Below are 16510 nucleotides of genomic sequence, written 5' to 3'. Positions count from 1 at the left end.
CGTAACGCCGCGCGCCGCGTTTACTGGTTCGCGTTGGAGCGCCGACGACTCAGCAGCAGTACGGCGAACAGCAACGCGGCACTGGACACGACCAGACCGATCGCCACACCCGCGACGTTGTCGGTCAACTGGTAGAGCGCAGTCGGCCAGATGACCAGCAGGATCGCGCAGCCCACTACGGCGTACGCCGACGCATGCCGGCGACCGTACGCGACCAGCAGCGCGGCCGGACCGGCCGTGCCGACGGCCAGAGCCATGATTTCGCCGCGCTCCTGGACCAGCCAGCAGATCGACGAGCTGAACATTGCCGCCCCGGCCAGCGACCACGCAGTGACCTGGTCCCGCACCAGTCCGAGCAGCGCCATCACGAACGCGACCAGGATGAACCCGGTCCCGGCGATGCCGGCCGTGTTGGTCGCCGTACCGCTGTCCGGCGTGAGCACGTCCGCGGTCAGCACCAGGACGCCGACGGCCAGGATCCCGAAGGTTGCTACGAGCAACGAAGAGCCGGCCAGCCACCACACTCCGATCGCGACCAGCGCCAGAGCCACCGCGACGCCGACGACCCGCCCCGTCTCCCCCTCGATGGCGACGTACGTCGCGAACCCGGCCACACAGCAGCCGAGGGCCGCCAGCGCCGAGCTGAGCTGGTCCTGACGACGCAGCAGCGCGAGGATGGCGGCCGCACCAAGCAGCACGATCGCGGCGCTGGTACCCGTGGTGACCCGCGCGGCGTGTCCCATCTCACCCCAGTTCGCGATCGTCAGCAGCGCGACCGCTCCGAGCAGGAGTGCACCGCCGATGTAGCCGAGCACCTCGATGAGCGCGCCCGCGTGCGACACGACCGGCGGGGCCTTCGGCTTCGGTGGCTGGGCGGGAGCTTCCGGCCGGGCGCGCCCAGGATCGGCCAGTGCCACGGCGATCTCGGCGTCCGCCGCGTCGCGCAGAGCGTCAGCCTGGTACTGGCGCAGCACACCAGCGCTCACGAGCCGGGACAGCTCGTCATCCAGCCGGCTGGGCATGCAGTCGCGTCTCCCTTGTCAGCCTTACTAAGATCGGGCGGCGAGATGCCTATTCTGACCAGCTACCTTGTGTCCCCGAACAGTCACCCCCTGTTTTCGCTGCCTGCGGAGTTCCCGACGTTCTTCCGGATGGGCAACGACGGCAAGCTGGAGGTGACCGACCAGATCTTCATGGTCCCGGCCCGGATCGCCGGGCTGATCATCGGTTTCTTCGTGCTGCGCTGGCTGCTGCACAAGATGATCCGCCGGTTCGCCCGCCGGACCGGCAACGGCGCCGTCGCAGGGGTGCTGTCGAAGTCGAAGATCGGCCAGGGCTTCGTCGAGAACAACCTGGCCAGCGAACGCCGGACCCAGCGGGCCGAGACGATCGCCTCCCTGCTGTGCAGCACCGTGACGATCGTGCTGACGTCCATCCTGGTGGTGATGGTGCTGGCCGAGCTCGGCTTCAACATCCTGCCGGTGATCGCGTCCGCCAGCATCATCGGCGTCGCGCTCGGCTTCGGCGCGCAGACGCTGGTGAAGGACTTCCTGGCCGGCGTGTTCATGATCTTCGAGGACCAGTACGGCGTCGGCGACCTGATCGACATGGAGAAGGCGACCGGCGTGGTCGTCGCGGTCGGGCTGCGGATCACCACACTCCGCGGTGAGGACGGCACCACCTGGTACGTCCGCAACGGCGAGGTCCTCCGGGTCGGCAACCTGACCACCCGCGACCCGGACAGCAACGCGTCGTCCGGCGTCGGCAGCGGCACCGAGAAGGAGGAGGCCGAAGCGGAGATCGAGGCTAGGGGCGACGAAAGTGCGGCGAGCGGAAGGCAGGACGGAAGCCGAGCTTGAGGTAGAGCCGCTCCGCGTCCGACCCCTCTACCACCTGCAGTGTGAGCCGCGCACCGGCCGCATCCCGGCGCGCCTGGTCGAGCAGCGTCGAGGCCAGCCCGCGTCCCCGGTACATCGGTTTGGTCGCGACCGCGTAGATCCCGGTCACCGGTCCAGACCGCAGTACCAGCGTCACCGAGGCCGGGTCTCCGTCGACGCGTAGTACATAGAGGGACTGCTCCGGCGCGGAGTAGTTCTTCACAGCCTTCTCGCGGAGCATCGCCCGCCACCACTCGATGTCCGGATCGTCGTCGTCGAGGAAGGCGGCACCCTGCACCTCGGCGAAGGCTCGCGCGTCCTCGTCGCTCTGGATCGCCGGCAGCGGCTTACCGTCGACCGGACCCGGCGGCGCCTCCATGTGCACGAGAACCTCGGCCGGCTCGAACCCGGCCGCCGACAGGCGCTCCTCCCAGCCCGCACCGCTCCACGGCACCAACCGCACGGTCGCCGTACCCTCCGGCAACTCGGCCTCGCCGGTCAGCGGGATCCACGCCGAGAACTCCTTCGCCTCCCCCACCACCTCGATCGCGGCGGCGGACCGCCGTACCTCCCCGCGGTGTGCGGCGAGAAAGGCGAGGTGGTTGTCGAGCAGGTCGGCATCGTCACGCACTGACGCAGTATGCCCAGCACCGCGCGGAACTGTCTCGCAGAAACACGACACCGACCAGGCGCAACTGCTCCTGGTCGGTGTCGGGTGCGGATATCAGGCGGTGAAGGTGACGTCCAGGGTGATCGGGACGGCGGACAGCGCCTGGGAGACCGGGCAGTTCTTCTTCGCGGTCTCGGCGAACTCGGCGAACTCGTCGGCGGTGATGCCGGGGACCTTGCCGTTCACGGACAGCTTGATGCCGGTGATGCCCTCACCCGGCTGGAAGTCCACGTCGGCCTGGGTGTCCAGCGACTCCGGCGCGTTGCCCGCACCGGCGAGCGCGTGCGCCAGCGCCATCGAGAAGCAGGTCGAGTGCGCGGCCGCGATCAGCTCTTCCGGGCTGGTCTTGCCGTTCGCCTCGTTCGCCCGGGAGGCCCAGGACACGTCGTAGGTGCCGATCCCGGACGACTCCAGGGCGACCTTGCCGGCGCCCTCCATCAGCGAGCCTTCCCAGTGGGCCTTGGCCGTACGAGTGGTAGCCATGCGCGTGTTTCTCCTTCGAAGAGGGGGTCAGCGGCCGGACACGTCGATCGCGCCCGGGTACTGCGGTTCGTCGGTGTTCACCATGCTCTGCGCGGCCATCACCATGTACGTCCAGATCTGGTCGTCCTGCTCCGGCGTCAGGGCGATCTCGTCCAGTGCCGCGCGCATGTGGCCGAGCCAGAGGTCCCGGGCGCTCGGCGTGACGGCGAACGGGGAGTGCCGCATCCGCAGCCGCGGGTGCCCGCGCTGCTCGGAGTACGTGCGTGGACCACCCCAGTACTGCTCCAGGAACATCCGGAAGCGCACCTCGGCCGGACCGAGATCCTCCTCCGGATACAGCGCGCGGAGTTCGGGGTCGGCGGCGACACCGCGGTAGAACGCGGCCACCAGACGGTGGAAGGTCTCCGCCCCACCGACAGCGTCGTAAAAGCTCTGCTGGTCACTCATGTCTGTTCCAGTGTCTCAAGCCTTCTCAACGTGCTTGAGCAGGGCTGCCCGTTCGGAGGCCGACAGGGCGCGTTTGGCGTGGGTCTCGGGGTCCGTGGCGACGAGCACGGATACCGCCTTGGCGTACACGTCCTCGCTCTCGCCGCTGCGGTCGACGATCCACGAGCCGAGCGTGTACGACGTCGTACCGACCGCGTCGACCCAGACGTCGACGTCGTACGGCGGGTGCCGCAGCAGGATCGGGCGCAGGTAGTCCACGGTCTGGCTGACCAGGACGACCGAGTGCTCGGCGAACACGTCTCCGGTCACGCCGAGGACCTCGCCGAGGAACGCGATCCGGGCCTCCTGCAGGTAGTCGAAGTACCGGACGTTGTTGACGTGGTCGTACGAGTCGATGTCCGACCACCGGACCAGAACGGGATGGGTGTACGTCATGCGCCCACCAGCTTCGACAGGGCCTCGCGCTCGACCGGGCTGATCCGGCGCAGGCGGTTGGCGGCGAAGTCGAACGGCACCAGCCGGGTGCGCGCCTCGAGGTACGTCCGGCGCTCGGGCTCGGCGTCGAGGATCTCGTAGTCCACGGTGAACGAGGCGGCCTTGATCTCGCTGATCCACAGCTCGATCCGCACCGGCTCGGGCCGGAAGTACAGCGGAGCGCGGTACACGACCTCGTGGCGGGCCACCAGCAGGCCGGTCTCCAGGTCGTCCGCGCCGAGCTCCTTGGCGGTCCGGAACAGGAAGTCGACGCGGGCGTCCTGCAGGTAGTCGACGTACCGTCCGTTGTTCACATGCCCGAGGGCGTCCATGTCACCCCACCGCAGCGGGCAGTAGTAGACATGGCGGTTGTGATGATCCACACGGCGATCATCGCATCCAAGTACTCCCGGCGTGACGGAGCGTGGGTAATGTCATCCCCGGCAGCAGCACGGAGCGAAGGAGCAGCGCGGATGACTGATCAGCGGGTAGCGATCGTGACCGGGTCGGCCCGGGGAATCGGCGCGGCCGTCGCGCTGCGGCTCGCGAAGGACGGGAACGCGGTAGCGGTCCTCGACCTCGACGAGGGCGCCTGCGCGGGCACCGTCAAGGCGATCACCGGGGCGGGCGGCAAGGCGATCGCGATCGGCTGCGACGTGAGCAAGTCGGACCAGGTGACCGCCGCCGTCGAGCGGGTGGTCGCCGAGCTGGGCGCGCCGACGGTGCTGGTGAACAACGCCGGCGTACTGCGCGACAACCTGCTGTTCAAGATGTCCGAGGACGACTGGGACACGGTGATGTCGGTGCATCTGCGCGGCAGCTTCCTGATGTCCCGCGCCTGCCAGGCGCACATGGTCGAGGCCGGCTACGGCCGGATGGTGTTTCTCTCCTCCACGTCGGCGCTGGGCAACCGCGGCCAGGCGAACTACGCGTCCGCGAAGGCCGGTCTGCAGGGGCTGGCGAAGACGCTGGCGATCGAGCTGGGCAAGTTCGGCATCACCGCGAACGCGATCGCGCCCGGGTTCATCGAGACCGACATGACCGCGGCCACCGCGGCCCGGGTCGGGGTGGACTTCGAGGAGTTCAAGAAGGCGAACGCGGCCGCGATCCCGGTGAACCGGACCGGCAAGCCGGAGGACATCGCCGCGGCGGCGTCGTTCTTCTGCAGCGAGGAGGCCGGCTTCGTCTCCGGCCAGGTCCTGTACGTCGCCGGCGGACCCCGAAACTGAGCACACAGGACTGAGGGAGTTGCAGATGGCGCAGTCGTTCACCGGTGTCGACGAGGTCGTGCACGCGGTTGGCACCCAACTGGGCGAGAGCCAGTGGCTGGAGATCAGCCAGGAGCAGGTGAACACGTTCGCCGACGCGACCGGAGACCACCAGTGGATCCACGTCGACGTCGAGCGCGCCAAGCAGGGTCCGTACGGCGGGACGATCGCGCACGGTTACCTCACGCTGAGCCTGATCGCGCGGTTCGGTGACGAACTGTTCTCGGTCAGCGGCGTCACCGCGAAGCTCAACTACGGCGTCAACAAGGTCCGCTTCCCGGCCCCGGTCCCGGTCGGCACCCGCGTCCGCGCCAGCGCCTCGATCTCCAACGCCGTCGAGACCGCGGCCGGCGTCCAGGTCTCTCTCAACTGGGTCATCGAGTTGGAGAACTCCACCAAACCCGCCTGCGTCGCAGAAACCGTCGTACTCCTCGTCCCCTAACTCACCCCACCCTCCCCACCAGCCCCCGCCCGGCATCTCATGGGTTGGCCCACCAGGTGGTGGGTTTGCCCGCCGGATTCCGAGGTGCGAACCCACCGTCTGGTGGGTCAACCAACCAGAGGGCGAACGGCGGCGGAGGTGCGGGGTCAGAGCGGGCAGATGAGTACGGCGTGGGTGGCGACGCGGTCGTAGCCGAGCCACTCGTTGACCGCGATCATCGCGGCGTTGCCGTCGTAGTTGGCGGTGTAGGCGCCCCGGACGCCCGCCTCAGCGGCGCGATGGAGCGCGGCGCACTTGACCAGCTTGGCCAGGCCGCGGCCGCGGTACTCCGGCATCGTCGAGGTCATCTGGGACCAGATCTTGGTGTGATCGCCGTTGCCGAGGGTGAACGCGACGATCTCGCCGTCGTACAGGGCCGCCGTACTCAGGTCGAGCACCATCGACGGCGAGTTCCAGATGCCCTCGAGCCACTCGTCGTACGGCCGGGTGGTGATCTTGGCGTCGCCCGGTTTGGTGCGCTGGGCAACTTCGTCGGCCTCGTAGAGCTTGCGCGGGTCGACCTGGTCCAGACCGATCACCTCCACCCCGGTCGGGGCGCCGGGGACGTCGGGTGCCTTGGGTGGGTAGATGCCCGCGTAGTGCACCTGCCGGGTCTGCCGGTAGCCCCACCGGGCCGCCCATTCCACGGTTGCCGGGTCCGCGAACACCCGCGCGCTGGTCGCCCCGGCCGCCCTCAGGTCCGCGTGGGTTGCCTCCAGCAACTTCGCACCGATCCCGCGGCCGCGGTGGTCCGGCCGGACCAGCACCCGCAGTTGTCCGTCGAGCGGATCCGACCCCGCGATCAGCGCGGTCGACGCCCAGCCCACCACCTCGCCCGCGTCCACCGCGGCGAAGGTTCCCAGTCCCAGTTCGGGCGGAGCCTGCAGTCTGCGGGTCAGCGCGGTCCGCGTGACCACCAAGTACGGTGCGAGGGCATCGTGCAACGCGATCGCCCCTTCGACATCCCCCGTTTCGGCAGCCCTGATCTCCATGCGAACTCCTTCAGCGAAGTTCTCCGGAACATAACCCGCAATCAGGTGCAGACCGGATGCAGACCCGATTACAGCTCTGTCTCAGCCGTTTCGCCCGCGCCAGTCACAGTGACTCGGAGAGTGTGCGCAGGAGGCCGTGCTCGGTCTGGACGCGTTGGTAGCCGAGCCAGTTGTTGATCGCCAGCATCGGGCCGTTCTCGTCGTCGTTCGAGGTGTAGGCGGCGGTGATGCCGGCGTCGGCGGCGCGACGGAGCGCGACCGACTTGACCAGCTTGGCCAGGCCGCGACCCCGGTACGCCGGGATCGTCCCGGTCATGCCCGACCAGGCACGATCACCGGCTGTCTCGATCACGGTGAACGCCGCCATCTCGTCACCCGCCATCGCGGCCACGCTGAGCGACTTGTCCAGCCCCGGACCGTTCCAGATCTCGTCGAGCCACTCGTCGTAACCGACGGCATCGATCGGCGAGTCACCCGGCTCGTCCAGCGACGCGACCGTGTCGGCCGTGTAGGCCTGGTGCGGATCGACCTGGTCGAACGTCACCAGCTCGATGCCGTCCGGGGTCGGCGGCTGTGGCGGCAGCTTTCGCGGGTCGACACCGGCGTAGTGCATCTGGCGCGTCCCGTCGTACCCGAGGTCGCGGGCGAACTCCAGGCTGTCAGGTTGGACGAAAGTCCGCACCCGCACGGCGCCTACCTCACTCACGTGCTGGTGCAGCCGCTCGGCCAGCGCACTGCCGATGCCCTGCCTGCGATGGTCCGGGTGCACATAGATCGACACGTGACTCTGGCCGGGACTGCTGGTCCACACGTTCAAACCGGCTGACCCCCAGGCGACCAGCTCACCGCCGGACTCGCCGACCAGCGCCAGGAACCGCTCGCCCGGCGCCTTCGCAGTGATCATGTGCCGGATCACGGCCGGCGACATTGCTTTGTACGAGTAGACCGCACGCTGTACCTGAGCCACGGCGTCGGCGTCGTCGCCGACAGCCGGCCGGATCACCACCGGTGTCGTCATGCCCGGACGATAACCAGCCGTCCTCCCCCTCGCCACGGAATAACGGGGCGAACAGCAACGTGATCGCAACAGGTGCGCGCTGGGAACGATTCGGTGGTGGAACGCCGGGGCATTAGAGTTGCCCGGTGCTGTCGGACTGATCGCCCCGACCGCCGGAAGTGCCATCGTGCTGGGACACGACGGGGTCACCGGCGGCGGGGGGTCTGAATCCTCTTGACACCTCACGGGTGCGTCAGGAGTAAATAGCAGCTATGGAAATTACCGATGGCGCTGCCGCAGCCCGGGTCCTGGCCGGGCTGATGGTGTCCGACGGACCCCGGCCGGAGTACGCCCAGGCCTTCGCCCCGTTCGCCCCACTGATCGGAAGCTGGGACCTCGACGTCGCCTGGTACGACGAGACCGGTGCGGTCACCCGGACGACCAAGGGCGAGTGGCACTTCGCCTGGGCTCTCGACGGCCGCGCGGTCGCCGACATCTGGATCACGCCGAGCCGGGCCGCCCGCGCCGTGGACGGCGACGGCGAGTGGGGCTTGTCGGTCCGCATCCACGACCCCGAGTTGAACGCGTTCCGCTCCACCTGGATGGGTCCGAAGGCCGCGTTCGTGATGCCCTTCGTCGCGCACGCGACCGAGGACACCATCACACTCGAGTCCCAGACCGCCAAGACCCGCTGGGCCTTCACCGGCATCACCGAGACCGGCTTCCACTGGCGCAACGAGGACGAAGGTGCCGACGGCAACTTCATCCTCCGGCAGACCTTCGCGGCCAGACGTCAGCCGTAGGTCGCAACCGCTGCGGTCGCCAGCTCCAGCAGCCTGGTGCGCAGCTCGGCAGGCTCGACGACTTCGACATCGCTCCCGAACGCGAGCAGTAGACCGGACGCGGCCTCCCGAACACGGAAATGCAGAGCCAGGTGCGGCCACTCGTCCTCCGCGGGTACGTCGCGGATCCTTGTCCCCTTGGCCACCATCGGCGTCGCGATCCGGCGGATCAGCTCGACGCGCTCCGGATGGACCCGCACCTCCACCTCGACACCGACGGGAGCGTGCTGCTCGAGCCCGGATCGCAGCCGCTCCCACTCCGCCCGCACATCCAGTCCATCCGGTCGCTCAGCGGCCTCCTCGAGGATGTCGGCCTCCTCGACCCGGGACACGCGATACATCCGCGCCGCACCACGATGCGCCGCGACGAGATACCACCGCCCGGCCTGCTCGACCAGTCCCCACGGATCAACGGTACGGCGCTGATGCCCTTCACTCGCGGACGCGTACTGCAGTCGCACCCGTCTCCGCGTCACCACCGCCTGCCGCAGTACCGGCAGAGCCCCAGTGTCCTCGGCCTCGGCGAACCAGCGACGCCGATCCACCACGATCGCATCGGACAACGCGTCGGCGTCGTCCTGCAACTCAAGCGGCAGCGTGGCCGACAGCTTGCCCATCGCGGACTGCAACGCATCCCGCAGACCGAGCTCGTCGGACAGCGCCGACCGCCCCGACCACGCGAACAACGCCTGCGCTTCCCGCGGCGTCAGCCCGCTGACATCCGCCCGATACCCCGGCAGCAGCACGCATCCACCATGACGCCCACGCTCGGTGTAGACGGGCACGCCGGCCGCCGACAAGGCCTCCATGTCGCGCATCACCGTCCGCGTCGACACCTCGAGTCGCTCGGCCAACTCCCGCGCACTCAACCGCGCATGGCGCTGCAGCAACAGGATGATCTGCAACAACCGGTCGGCTCGCACGAATTCAGAATATGCGACAGAAGATGTCGCATATACCCCGCGAGGCTGTCGTCATGAACACCAACGATCCCCGTCCGATGCTCATCCGTGCTCTTGACCAGACGCAGCACCTGATCGACACCACCGGTTCCGACGACCTCGACCGGCCGACGCCCTGCCCGGAGTACGACGTCAACACTCTGCTCGGCCACCTGCTCACCATCGTCGGCCGGATCGACCTGGCGCTGAACGGTGGCAACGCACTCGACGTACCGCACATCACCACGGGCGTCGACGACGTTCCGGCCGAGTGGAAGCAGCGCCGTACCGCGCTCGACGAGACGCTGGCGGCCGACGGCGTACTCGTCCGCCTGTGCAAGTTGCCGTGGGCAACGCTTCCGGGCGCGGCCGCCATCGCTGCCTACACCACCGAGCTCACCATGCACTCGTGGGACCTGGCGAAGACGACCGATCGTCTCGAACAGCTCGACGAAAGGTTGGCGACGTACTGCCTGCCGCTGGTCCGGCAGTTCGTCCCGGCCGACCAGCGCGGCGGCCCGGTCCCGTTCGGCCCCGTCGTACCGGTAGCCAACGACGCGTCGCCGTACGACCAGCTCGCCGGCTGGCAGGGCCGGCAGCCCTAGCCGACGATTCCGCCGTTGAGGGTGAGGCCGCCGTCGATCGTGATCGTCTGACCGGTGATCCAAGACGACTCGTCCGACAGCAGGAACCACACCAGCGAGGCGACGTCCTCCGGCGTGCCCAGCCGACGCAACGGGTACGTCGAGGCGACCTTGTCCTCACGGCCTTCGTAGAGGGCTCCGGCGAACTTGGTCTTGACCACCGCCGGAGCCACCGCGTTGACCCGGATCTCCGGCGCGAGCTCGACCGCCAGCTCGGCGGTCACGCGCGACACCATCGCCTTGGTGGCGCCGTACCAGCCGATGCCCGGTGACGGCGCCAGACCGGCCACCGAGGACAGGTTGACGACGGCGCCGCCGTGCGCACGCATCCAGGCGTCCCGGCACGCCTTCACCCAGGCGATCGTGGCCAGCACGTTGGTGTCGACCATCTTCGCCGCGACCGCCTGGTCGACGTCGAGCAGCTTGCCGTAGATCGGGTTGATGCCGGTGTTGTTCACCAGCAGATCCACCGACCCGTACGTCGCCACCGCCGCGGCCACCACAGTGGCCCGGTGCTCGGGATCCGCAGCCTTCCCGGCGACCGCGAGCGCATGCTCCCGGCCGCCCAGAGACTCGACCGCCTGGTCGAGCGTCTCCTGGGTGCGACCTGTGATCACCACGCGCGCACCGTCGGCCACCAGACGACGCGCGACTGCCAGCCCGATCCCCCGGGACGCCCCGGTGATGATCGCCGTACGGTTCTCCAGACTCATCAGCTGAGGCGTTCGAGGACGACCGCCATGCCCTGGCCGCCGCCGACGCACATGGTCTCCAGGCCGAACTGCTTGTCCTCGAACTGCAGCCCGTTCACCAGCGTGGTCATGATCCGCGCACCGGTCGAGCCGAACGGGTGCCCGAGCGCGATCGCGCCGCCGTGCACGTTCAGCTTGTCCTCGTCGATGCCCAGCTCACGGGCCGAGCCGATCACCTGGACCGCGAAGGCCTCGTTGATCTCGACCAGGTCGATGTCGTTGATGCTCATGCCGGCCCGCGCCAGCGCCTGCTTCGACGCCTCCACCGGACCGAGCCCCATGATCTCCGGTGACAGACCGCTCACGCCGGTCGACACGATCCGCGCCAGCGGGGTCAGGCCGAGCTCACGGGCCTTGGTGTCGCTCATGATCACGACCGCGGCGGCGCCGTCGTTCAGTGGGCAGCAGTTGCCGGCCGTGACCGTACCGTTCGGCCGGAACACCGGCTTGAGGCCACTGACCCCTTCGAGCGTCGTCCCCGCCCGCGGCCCGTCGTCCTTGCTCACCACAGTCCCGTCCGGCAGCGTCACCGGCGTGATCTCGCGCTCGAAGAATCCGTTGCCGATCGCCTTCTCGGCCAGGTTCTGCGAGCGGACGCCGAACGCGTCCTGCTCGGCGCGGGTGATGCCCCGGAGCGTCGCCACGTTCTCCGCGGTCTGGCCCATCGCGATGTAGACGTCCGGGATCTGCCCGTCCTCGCGCGGGTCGTGCCAGGTGTCGTTGGTCTCGGCGTACTTCTCGGTCCGCTGCACCGCGTCGGTGAAGACCGGGTTGAACGAACTCGGGTCACCGACCCCGGCCGAGCCGAAGTTCTTGTACCGCGATACGCACTCGACGCCGGCGCTGACGAAGATGTCGCCCTCGCCGGACCTGATCGCGTGGAAGGCCATCCGCGCGGTCTGTGTCGACGACGCGCAGAACCGGTTGACCGTGGTCGCCGGCGTGTTGTCCCAGCCGAGCTGGATCGCGACCCGGCGGGCCATGTTGCCACCGTGCTCGTCGTGCGGCTCCGCACACCCGAGCGCGAGGTCCTCGATCTGATCCCCGGTCAGCCCGATCTTCTCGGTCGCCGCCTTGATCATCTGTACGGCGAGATCGTCGGGCCGGATGCTCGTCATCGACCCCTTGAAGGCCCGCCCGATCGGAGACCGCGCGGTCGAGACAATCACTGCTTCAGGCACAACGTTTCCCTTCTACAGGCCGAGGTCGCGGCCGATGAGTTCCTTCATGATCTCGTTCGAGCCGGCCCAGATCTTCGTCACCCGGGCGTCGCGCCAGGCACGGGCGACGCGGTACTCGTTCATGTAGCCGTAGCCGCCGTGCAGTTGGACACAGGCGTCCAGGATCTCGTTCTGCACGTGCGCACTCCACCACTTGACCTTGGCCGCGTCCACCGCGGACAGCCGGTCCTCGTCGTGCGCGACGATCGCGTTGTCGACGTACGCCTGGGTGACCTCGGCCTTGGTGACGAGTTCGGCGACCAGGAACTTGTTGTACTGGAACGAGCCGACCGGCTGGCCGAACGCCTTGCGCTGCTTCACGTAGTCGATCGTCTCGGCCAGGATCTGGGTCGCCTGGGCGATGTTCGACACCGCGGCGCCGACCCGCTCCTGGGCCAGCCGCTCCATCATGTGGATGAAGCCGCGGTCGACCTCGCCGAGCACGTTGTCGGCACCGACGAAGACATCCTCGAAGAACAGTTCCGACGTACCGGACTCGGCCTGGCCGACCTTGTCCAGCTTGCGGCCGCGGGCGAAGCCCTCCATACCCTCCTCGATCACGAACAGCGTGATGCCCTTCGCGCCCTTGGCCGGGTCGGTCCGAGCGGCCACGATGACCAGATCGGCCATGTCGCCGTTGGTGATGAAGGTCTTCGACCCGTTCACCACCCAGCCGCCGTCGGCCTTCTTCGCGCTCGTCTTCAGCGCGGCCAGGTCGGATCCTCCGGACGGCTCGGTCATCGCGATCGCGGCAACGTACTCACCGGAGCAGAACTTCGGTAACCACCGCTGCTTCTGCTCCTCGGTGCCCAGATCCACGATGTACGGCGCGCAGCAGTCGAAGTGGATGCCGAAGCAACTGGACAGCGACGCGGAGACCTTGGACACCTCTTCGGCGAACACCGCGTTGAACCGGTAGTCGCCGACGCTCGAACCGCCGTACTCCTCCGGCACGTCGAGGCCGAGGAAGCCCTGCTTGCCGGCCTCCAGCCAGGCAGCCCGGTCGACCGTCTTCTCCTCGAGGAACTGCTCCATCCGCGGCACCAGCGAGCGGTCGCAGTACTCCTTCGCACTGGCCCGGAAAGCGTGGTGATCCTCGTTGAAGATGACGCGCTCCATCTGGCCTCCCCGAGGTGTGAGATTGGTGGCTAAGCGCTTGCTTAGCTTCGCCCGTCCGGTGCATGGTGTCAACGTGTCCGCAGTCACGAGTCCCCTGGTCTGGGAGCATGTCCAGCCGGCCGCCGCACGCCGGCTGCTGACCGGCGCCGTCGACGCCTTCGCCGAGCGCGGGTTCCAGGCGACCACGACGCGCGACATCGCCTCCCGCGCCGGGATGAGCCCGGCCGCGCTCTACGTGCACTACCCGTCCAAGGAGCGCCTGCTCTTCGAGATCAGCCTCTACGGCCACAACGCCGCGTTGGAGATACTGCGTTCCGCCGACACCGGCCCCACCCCCGCGGACCGCCTCCGCTCACTCGTCTCCGCCTTCACGGCGTGGCACGCGCAGCATCACACCATCGCCCGCGTCGTGCAGTACGAGCTGGCCGCTCTGTCGCCCGAGCACCTCGCCGAGGTTGCGACCATCCGCCGGGCTATCTCCACGCAGATCGAGCAGGTCCTGGCAGACGGCGTACACGACGGCTCGTTCGCGGTAGCCGACCTGCCGGGGACGACACTCGCCGTACTCTCGCTGTCCATCGACGTGGCCCGGTGGTACACGCCACACCGCGGCGACCCCGAGTCGTTGGGCAAGCTGTACGCCGACCTCGCACACCGCATGGTCCAGACATAGGAAGACCCCGCACCCACCTGGTGCGGGGTCTTTCTGACGCTACGTCAGCCGAGGTGTCAGGCCTGCAGTGCCGCCTGGACGTCCAGGTGGATGTCGACCTTGTCACCGATCAGCAGCTTGCCACCCTCGAGCGGCACGTTGAAGTCGATGCCCCACTCCTTGCGGCTGATCGAGGTGGAGGCCTCGAAGCCGATGATGGTCTGGCCGTAGGCGTTCTGGTCCACGCCGAGGAACTCGACCGCGAGCTCGATCGGCTTGGTCACGTTCTTGATGGTCAGCTCGCCGGCCAGGATGTAGTCGTCACCCTCCGGCTTCAGGGCAGTGCTCGTGAAGGTCATCTTCGGGCTGTTCTCGGCGTCGAAGAAGTCGCCGGAGCGCAGGTGCCCGTCACGCTGCTCGCTGCGGGTGTGCACCGACCCCAGGTCGACCGTCACGTTGGCGGTCGACTCCTCCAGCGAGTCCTTGACGACGATCTCGCCGGCGAACTCCCGGAAGGTGCCGCGGACCTTGGTCATCAGGTGCCGGACGGTGAAGCCGATCTCGGTGTGGGCGGTGTCGAGGGCGTAGTTGCCGGCGACCAGGCCGGGGATGCTGCTGGTCGGGGTCGTGCCGGCATTGATGGTCTCGCTCATGGGTTCCTCTCGAAAGGGGGCGTACTGGTCGGGGGCGACGCAGCGTGAAGGTTCAAATTTCAACCTCTTGGCTACGACAGTAGGGATCAACGGTTTAAAAGTCAACTACATTCCCGGTACACTGATCCCGTGACGACGACGACTGAGACCCGGTGGCTCGACGCCGAGCAGCAGGTTGCGTGGCGTGCGTACCTGCTGGGGACCGCACGCCTGATGGCCAAACTGGACGACGACCTGCGTCAGTTCGGCCTGGGTATCAACGACTACGAGATCCTGGTCCGGCTCTCCGAGGCGCCCGACCGGCGGCTGCGGATGGCTGACCTGGCCGACCGGCTGCACCAGAGCCGCTCCCGCCTGACCCACACCGTGGGCCGGCTGGAGACCGCCGACCTGGTCCGCCGGACGTCCTGCACCAGCGACAAGCGCGGCGTGTGGGCCGAGCTGACCGAGGCCGGACTCCAGCTGCTCGAGCAGGCCGCGCCGTACCACGTGGAGGGCGTCCGGGAGAACCTGGTCGACCTGGCCACCCCCGAGGACTTCGCGGCGATCGGCCGCGTCTTCGACGCGGTGTCGGAGCACATCGGCCAGCGCTGACTTCCGCCGGCCCGGGGGTCGCCCCGGGCCAGTTCACCGCCCTGTCGGGGCCGGGCTGATCTCCAGGGCCAGGTTGTCACGATCGGCCCCGCGGTAGGCGAGCATCGAGTTATGCATCCGCCGCTTCACCGGCGGCAGGTGGTTGACCGTCCGCATCGCGGTGCGCATCCCCGCGAGCGCCAGCCGCCCGATGACCGGCTTGTACACCGGGTCGTCGGACGTCATCTGCGCCCGTGACTTCAGTACGGCGTCGAAGCCGTACTCGATCATCTTCGCCTCGTACGTCCGTACCGCCGGGATCAGCTCCTGGCGACCGTCACGGACCTCGATCAGCCGGCGGCACAGGTTCACCGCGTCGCGCAGTGCAGTGTTCGCGCCGACACCGCGACCCGGGGTCATCGTGTGAATCGCATCGCCGAGCAGCGTCACGTTCGTCGTCTGCCACGGCTCGAGCGGGACCGAGGTCCAGATGTTCACCGGGAAGCAGGTGCCGGGATCGGCCAGCGCGAACAGCCGCCGCAGGTTCGGATGCCAGTCCGGAGTGAGCCGGAGGGCGACGTCGATCAGCTCCTGCCCTCGCAACTCCATGATGTTCCCGGGCATGGTGTCCTTGGTCGCCGACAGGCCCCAGTTGATGTAGTCGCGGGTGTTGTCGAACTGCAGCCCGGGCCAGCGCCGGATCAGTTCCTCGGTGTTGCCGCCGATCCCGCTCTTCACATTGCCATCGCGGTCCCACTGGAACTCCATTACGTGCAGGATGCAGGCCAGCCCGTGCGGCGCGTTGACCATCGAGATGCCCTCGAACGCCTTCGGCGGCACCAGCTTCGCGCTCTCCGCGGTGATCGGCAGCTTCCCTGCGATCGCGATGATCCCGGTCTCCTCGGTCTTGGCCTGCGGCAGGTACTGGCGGCGTACCCGGGAGCCCGAACCGTCGGCGGCAATCAGCAGATCACCGGTCGCCTGCGTGCCATCGGCGAAGTACGCCGTCACCTGGTCACCGTGCTGCTCGAAGCGGGTGAACTCCTTGCCGAACTCGACCACGTCGTCCAGACCGGTCAGCAGCACCTGCCGCAGCGTCATCCGGCTGATCGACTTCTCGCTCTCGACCGGGTCGGTCGACTCCGGCAGATCGAACGACAGGACCTCCTTCAGGTCCTCGGTGAGCATGTTGAAGTACTTCGGGTCACGCGCCTTGGTCGCCACGAACGTGTCGTACAGGTCGGCCGGCAGCAACGCGTGCAGCGCCCGGCTGCCGTCCGGGTCGATCCCGACGCGGTAGCCGTGCAGCCCGTCGGTCCGGAGCGCGTCCCGCTCGAACACGGTCACGCCGACGCCGGCCCGCTTCAGCCCGTGCGCCAGCGCCAGCCCGCCGGTCCCGCCACCGATCACCAGCACCTTCATCGC

The 16510-nt window shown here is 68.3% G+C and carries 21 protein-coding genes; 7 read left to right on the top strand and 14 right to left on the bottom strand.

What is annotated here, in order from left to right; genetic code table 11:
• Positions 1 to 20 precede the first annotated feature (20 nt).
• Positions 21 to 1022, bottom strand: a complete 1002-nt coding sequence (locus tag E0H75_RS11330) for a DUF2157 domain-containing protein (protein ID WP_131513464.1) — start codon at positions 1020 to 1022, stop codon at positions 21 to 23.
• A 45-nt stretch (positions 1023 to 1067) separates the two neighbouring features.
• On the opposite strand from E0H75_RS11330, the gene E0H75_RS11325 reads away from it, so the two are divergent.
• A complete protein-coding gene (locus E0H75_RS11325) occupies positions 1068 to 1859 on the top strand; it encodes a mechanosensitive ion channel family protein (RefSeq protein ID WP_131513463.1) in 792 nt (263 codons plus the stop codon).
• Here the strand turns inward: E0H75_RS11325 and E0H75_RS11320 are convergent.
• From E0H75_RS11320 to E0H75_RS11300, 5 genes are all read right to left on the bottom strand, one after another.
• A complete protein-coding gene (locus E0H75_RS11320) occupies positions 1807 to 2508 on the bottom strand; it encodes a GNAT family N-acetyltransferase (RefSeq protein WP_131513462.1) in 702 nt (233 codons plus the stop codon). The genes E0H75_RS11325 and E0H75_RS11320 overlap by 53 nt on opposite strands.
• A 93-nt stretch (positions 2509 to 2601) precedes the next feature.
• The gene (locus E0H75_RS11315) at positions 2602 to 3030 is read right to left on the bottom strand and encodes an OsmC family peroxiredoxin (RefSeq protein WP_131513461.1); all 429 of its coding nucleotides are present in this window, start codon (positions 3028 to 3030) and stop codon (positions 2602 to 2604) included.
• A 27-nt stretch (positions 3031 to 3057) separates the two neighbouring features.
• The gene (locus tag E0H75_RS11310; protein ID WP_131513460.1) at positions 3058 to 3477 is read right to left on the bottom strand and encodes a globin; all 420 of its coding nucleotides are present in this window, start codon (positions 3475 to 3477) and stop codon (positions 3058 to 3060) included.
• Positions 3478 to 3492: 15 nt separating this feature from the next.
• Positions 3493 to 3912 carry an acyl-CoA thioesterase gene (locus E0H75_RS11305; protein WP_131513459.1) on the bottom strand — a complete coding sequence of 140 codons (420 nt, stop codon included), beginning with the start codon at positions 3910 to 3912 and terminating at the stop codon, positions 3493 to 3495.
• Positions 3909 to 4334, bottom strand: coding sequence for an acyl-CoA thioesterase (locus tag E0H75_RS11300; protein WP_238162959.1), 426 nt, complete (start codon positions 4332 to 4334; stop codon positions 3909 to 3911). The genes E0H75_RS11305 and E0H75_RS11300 overlap by 4 nt, the downstream gene beginning before the upstream one ends.
• Before the next feature lie 90 nt (positions 4335 to 4424).
• Here E0H75_RS11300 and E0H75_RS11295 point away from each other — a divergent pair, with 90 nt between their 5' ends.
• Both E0H75_RS11295 and E0H75_RS11290 read left to right on the top strand, forming a co-directional pair.
• On the top strand, positions 4425 to 5180 hold the full coding sequence (locus E0H75_RS11295; protein ID WP_131513458.1) for an SDR family oxidoreductase: 756 nt from the start codon (positions 4425 to 4427) through the stop codon (positions 5178 to 5180).
• Between the two features lie 25 nt (positions 5181 to 5205).
• Positions 5206 to 5661 (top strand): MaoC family dehydratase, encoded by a 456-nt coding sequence (locus tag E0H75_RS11290; protein ID WP_131513457.1) that lies wholly within the window; start codon positions 5206 to 5208, stop codon positions 5659 to 5661.
• 146 nt (positions 5662 to 5807) lie between these two features.
• On the opposite strand, the gene E0H75_RS11285 is transcribed toward E0H75_RS11290, so the two are convergent.
• Positions 5808 to 6692, bottom strand: coding sequence for a GNAT family N-acetyltransferase (locus tag E0H75_RS11285; protein ID WP_131513456.1), 885 nt, complete (start codon positions 6690 to 6692; stop codon positions 5808 to 5810).
• 103 nt (positions 6693 to 6795) lie between these two features.
• A complete protein-coding gene (locus E0H75_RS11280; RefSeq protein WP_238162958.1) occupies positions 6796 to 7710 on the bottom strand; it encodes a GNAT family N-acetyltransferase in 915 nt (304 codons plus the stop codon).
• A 251-nt stretch (positions 7711 to 7961) separates the two neighbouring features.
• Between E0H75_RS11280 and E0H75_RS11275 the strand changes: the two genes are divergently transcribed.
• Positions 7962 to 8492: a hypothetical protein gene (locus tag E0H75_RS11275; RefSeq protein WP_131513455.1), complete on the top strand. Its 531-nt coding sequence runs from the start codon at positions 7962 to 7964 to the stop codon at positions 8490 to 8492.
• On the opposite strand, the gene E0H75_RS11270 is transcribed toward E0H75_RS11275, so the two are convergent.
• The gene (locus E0H75_RS11270) at positions 8483 to 9454 is read right to left on the bottom strand and encodes a helix-turn-helix transcriptional regulator (protein ID WP_131513454.1); all 972 of its coding nucleotides are present in this window, start codon (positions 9452 to 9454) and stop codon (positions 8483 to 8485) included. The genes E0H75_RS11275 and E0H75_RS11270 overlap by 10 nt on opposite strands.
• Before the next feature lie 53 nt (positions 9455 to 9507).
• On the opposite strand from E0H75_RS11270, the gene E0H75_RS11265 reads away from it, so the two are divergent.
• Entirely contained in the window at positions 9508 to 10077 is a 570-nt protein-coding gene (locus tag E0H75_RS11265) for a TIGR03086 family metal-binding protein (protein WP_238162957.1), read from the top strand.
• Here the strand turns inward: E0H75_RS11265 and E0H75_RS11260 are convergent.
• The 3 genes from E0H75_RS11260 to E0H75_RS11250 are packed head-to-tail and all read right to left on the bottom strand — an operon-like array spanning position 10074 to position 13207.
• A complete protein-coding gene (locus E0H75_RS11260; RefSeq protein WP_131513453.1) occupies positions 10074 to 10829 on the bottom strand; it encodes an SDR family oxidoreductase in 756 nt (251 codons plus the stop codon). The two genes, E0H75_RS11265 and E0H75_RS11260, sit on opposite strands and share 4 nt — an antisense overlap.
• Positions 10829 to 12049 carry an acetyl-CoA C-acetyltransferase gene (locus E0H75_RS11255; RefSeq protein ID WP_131513452.1) on the bottom strand — a complete coding sequence of 407 codons (1221 nt, stop codon included), beginning with the start codon at positions 12047 to 12049 and terminating at the stop codon, positions 10829 to 10831. Before E0H75_RS11255 ends, E0H75_RS11260 begins: the two co-directional genes overlap by 1 nt.
• 12 nt (positions 12050 to 12061) lie before the next feature.
• Entirely contained in the window at positions 12062 to 13207 is a 1146-nt protein-coding gene (locus E0H75_RS11250; RefSeq protein ID WP_131513451.1) for an acyl-CoA dehydrogenase family protein, read from the bottom strand.
• A gap of 73 nt (positions 13208 to 13280) precedes the next feature.
• Between E0H75_RS11250 and E0H75_RS11245 the strand changes: the two genes are divergently transcribed.
• Positions 13281 to 13880 (top strand): TetR/AcrR family transcriptional regulator, encoded by a 600-nt coding sequence (locus E0H75_RS11245; RefSeq protein WP_202872959.1) that lies wholly within the window; start codon positions 13281 to 13283, stop codon positions 13878 to 13880.
• A gap of 56 nt (positions 13881 to 13936) precedes the next feature.
• Here E0H75_RS11245 and E0H75_RS11240 read toward each other — a convergent pair whose 3' ends face one another.
• On the bottom strand, positions 13937 to 14512 hold the full coding sequence (locus E0H75_RS11240; RefSeq protein WP_131513449.1) for a YceI family protein: 576 nt from the start codon (positions 14510 to 14512) through the stop codon (positions 13937 to 13939).
• Between the two features lie 129 nt (positions 14513 to 14641).
• Here E0H75_RS11240 and E0H75_RS11235 point away from each other — a divergent pair, with 129 nt between their 5' ends.
• Positions 14642 to 15106, top strand: a complete 465-nt coding sequence (locus tag E0H75_RS11235; RefSeq protein WP_131513448.1) for a MarR family winged helix-turn-helix transcriptional regulator — start codon at positions 14642 to 14644, stop codon at positions 15104 to 15106.
• A gap of 33 nt (positions 15107 to 15139) precedes the next feature.
• Here the strand turns inward: E0H75_RS11235 and E0H75_RS11230 are convergent, their stop codons facing one another.
• Complete coding sequence (locus E0H75_RS11230; protein WP_131513447.1) at positions 15140 to 16507, bottom strand: FAD-dependent oxidoreductase; 1368 nt, start codon at positions 16505 to 16507, stop codon at positions 15140 to 15142.
• Positions 16508 to 16510: the final 3 nt, after the last annotated feature.

The sequence above is a fragment of the Kribbella capetownensis genome, from assembly GCF_004331485.1.
Lineage (GTDB): Bacteria > Actinomycetota > Actinomycetes > Propionibacteriales > Kribbellaceae > Kribbella > Kribbella capetownensis.
The sequence above is the reverse complement of the archived record's forward strand: the minus strand, read 5'-3'. Positions and strand labels throughout refer to the sequence as shown.

Coding starts and splice junctions, on each gene's coding strand:
- E0H75_RS11315 (WP_131513461.1), bottom strand. CDS start 3,030: ATGGCTACCACTCGTACGGCCAAGGCCCACTGGGAAGGCTCGCTGATG.
- E0H75_RS11295 (WP_131513458.1), top strand. CDS start 4,425: ATGACTGATCAGCGGGTAGCGATCGTGACCGGGTCGGCCCGGGGAATC.
- E0H75_RS11285 (WP_131513456.1), bottom strand. CDS start 6,692: ATGGAGATCAGGGCTGCCGAAACGGGGGATGTCGAAGGGGCGATCGCG.
- E0H75_RS11250 (WP_131513451.1), bottom strand. CDS start 13,207: ATGGAGCGCGTCATCTTCAACGAGGATCACCACGCTTTCCGGGCCAGT.
- E0H75_RS11265 (WP_238162957.1), top strand. CDS start 9,508: ATGAACACCAACGATCCCCGTCCGATGCTCATCCGTGCTCTTGACCAG.
- E0H75_RS11240 (WP_131513449.1), bottom strand. CDS start 14,512: ATGAGCGAGACCATCAATGCCGGCACGACCCCGACCAGCAGCATCCCC.
- E0H75_RS11330 (WP_131513464.1), bottom strand. CDS start 1,022: ATGCCCAGCCGGCTGGATGACGAGCTGTCCCGGCTCGTGAGCGCTGGT.
- E0H75_RS11230 (WP_131513447.1), bottom strand. CDS start 16,507: ATGAAGGTGCTGGTGATCGGTGGCGGGACCGGCGGGCTGGCGCTGGCG.
- E0H75_RS11305 (WP_131513459.1), bottom strand. CDS start 3,912: ATGACGTACACCCATCCCGTTCTGGTCCGGTGGTCGGACATCGACTCG.
- E0H75_RS11275 (WP_131513455.1), top strand. CDS start 7,962: ATGGAAATTACCGATGGCGCTGCCGCAGCCCGGGTCCTGGCCGGGCTG.
- E0H75_RS11290 (WP_131513457.1), top strand. CDS start 5,206: ATGGCGCAGTCGTTCACCGGTGTCGACGAGGTCGTGCACGCGGTTGGC.
- E0H75_RS11280 (WP_238162958.1), bottom strand. CDS start 7,710: ATGACGACACCGGTGGTGATCCGGCCGGCTGTCGGCGACGACGCCGAC.
- E0H75_RS11260 (WP_131513453.1), bottom strand. CDS start 10,829: ATGAGTCTGGAGAACCGTACGGCGATCATCACCGGGGCGTCCCGGGGG.
- E0H75_RS11310 (WP_131513460.1), bottom strand. CDS start 3,477: ATGAGTGACCAGCAGAGCTTTTACGACGCTGTCGGTGGGGCGGAGACC.
- E0H75_RS11325 (WP_131513463.1), top strand. CDS start 1,068: ATGCCTATTCTGACCAGCTACCTTGTGTCCCCGAACAGTCACCCCCTG.